The organism is Micromonospora sp. NPDC002575, from assembly GCF_042889525.1.
GTDB classification, from domain to species: Bacteria; Actinomycetota; Actinomycetes; order Mycobacteriales; family Micromonosporaceae; genus Micromonospora; species Micromonospora carbonacea.
On record NZ_JBIARA010000064.1, the window covers coordinates 1 to 1,857 of the forward strand.

Annotated in this window: 1 protein-coding gene; it reads right to left on the reverse strand. The window is 71.6% G+C overall.

Annotated features, from left to right (window positions below; all coding sequences use genetic code 11):
• On the reverse strand, positions 1–1,857 hold a 1,857-nt coding region (locus tag ACFYWL_RS31095), incomplete at both ends, for a beta-ketoacyl synthase N-terminal-like domain-containing protein (protein WP_386980378.1).

Sequence of the window (1,857 nt, forward strand, 5' to 3'; positions counted from 1 at the left end):
GGGCCAGGGCCGGGTGTTGGTGAGTAGTGCTACGGATCCGGTGGTCCAGTCGACGTGGGGGGTGGGTGCGTCGACGTGGAGGGTCTTCGGCAGGATCCCGTGCCGCATGGCCTGGATCATCTTGATGATGCCGGCGGTTCCGGCGGCGGCCTGGGTGTGGCCGATGTTGGATTTGATGGAGCCGAGCCAGAGGGGCTCTTCCCGGTCTTGGCCGTAGGTGGCGAGCAGGGCCTGGGCTTCGATGGGGTCGCCGAGTTTCGTGCCGGTGCCGTGGGCCTCGACCGCGTCGACGTCCGCCGGTGTCAGGCGGGCCTCGGCCAGCGCCCGGCGGATCAGCCGCTCCTGGGACGGGCCGTTGGGTGCGGTGAGGCCGTTGGACGCGCCGTCCTGGTTGACGGCGCTGCCGCGGACGACGGCGAGGATGCGGTGGCCGTGGCGTTGGGCGTCGGAGAGCCGTTCGACCAGGAGCAGGCCCACGCCCTCGGACCAGGACGTGCCGTCGGCGGCGGCGGCGAACGACTTCACCCGGGCGTCCGGCGCGAGACCACGCTGACGGCTGAACTCCACGAACGACGCCGGGGTCGCCATGACGGTGACGCCGCCGGCCAGCGCCAGGTCGCATTCGCCGTTGCGTAGGGCCTGGGCGGCCAGGTGCAGCGCGACCAGCGACGACGAGCAGGCGGTGTCGATGGTGACGGCGGGACCTTCCAGGCCGTACGTGTAGGAGACCCGGCCCGACGCCACACTGCCCGCGCTCCCGGTGACGAGCTGGCCGTCGAAGCCCGCCGGCTGCTGGCCCAGGAAACGGGAGCCGTAGTCGTCGTACATGACGCCGGTGAAGACGCCGGTGCGGCTGCCGCGCAGCGACTCCGGGTCGATGCCCGCGTTCTCGAACGTCTCCCAACTGGTCTCCAGCAGCAGTCGCTGCTGCGGATCCATCGCCAGCGCCTCCCGCGGGCTGATCCCGAAGAACGCCGCGTCGAACTCCGCCGCGTCGGTCAGGAAACCACCCTCACGCACATACGACTTCCCCGGCGCATCCGGATCCGGATCGAACAGCCGCTCCACGTCCCACCCGCGATCCTCCGGGAACGGAGAGACGGCGTCGACGCCCTGCACGGCGATACGCCAGAGGTCTTCCGGGGACCGCACCTCGCCGGGATAGCGGCACGCCATGCCGACGATCACGATCGGATCCCCGTCGACGGCAGCCGGCGCGGCCGGGGCGGACGGTGCCGCCTCCGCCGTCGTGGGCAGCAACTCGCCCTTTAGGTAGCGGGCGAGGGCCGCAGCGGTCGGATGGTCGAAGACCAGGGTGGCGGGCAGCCGCAGACCGGTGGCGGATCCCAGCCGGTTACGCAGTTCGAGGGCGGTGAGCGAGTCGAAGCCGAGCTCGTGGAACGTCCGGTCCGGGTCCACGCTCGACGCTGCCGGGAGCCCGAGCACCGAGGCGATCTGGCGGCTGACCACGTCGCGGAGCGCGCCGTCCTGCTCCTCCTCGGACAGGGCCCGCAAACTCTCGGACAGGGTTGCGCGGCCGGATGCCGGCTCGGCCGTGGCGCGTCGTGGTCTGGTACGCACCAGCCCGCTCAGGATGGGCGGCAGAGTGCCGGCGGCTGCGTTCGCGTGCAGCGCCGGAAGGTCCCATTCGGCGGCCACGAGCACCGGATCCGGGGACGCCAGCGCGGCGTCGAAGAGTTCCAGCCCGCGTTCGGTGGCCATGGGGCGGAAGCCCTGTCGCTGGAGGCGTTCCCGGTCGACCTCCGTGAGTTTGTTGGTCATTTTGCTGGTGTCGGCCCAGAGGCCCCAGGCGAGGCTGGTGGCGGGTTGGCCTTGGGTGTGGCGGTGGTGGGCGAG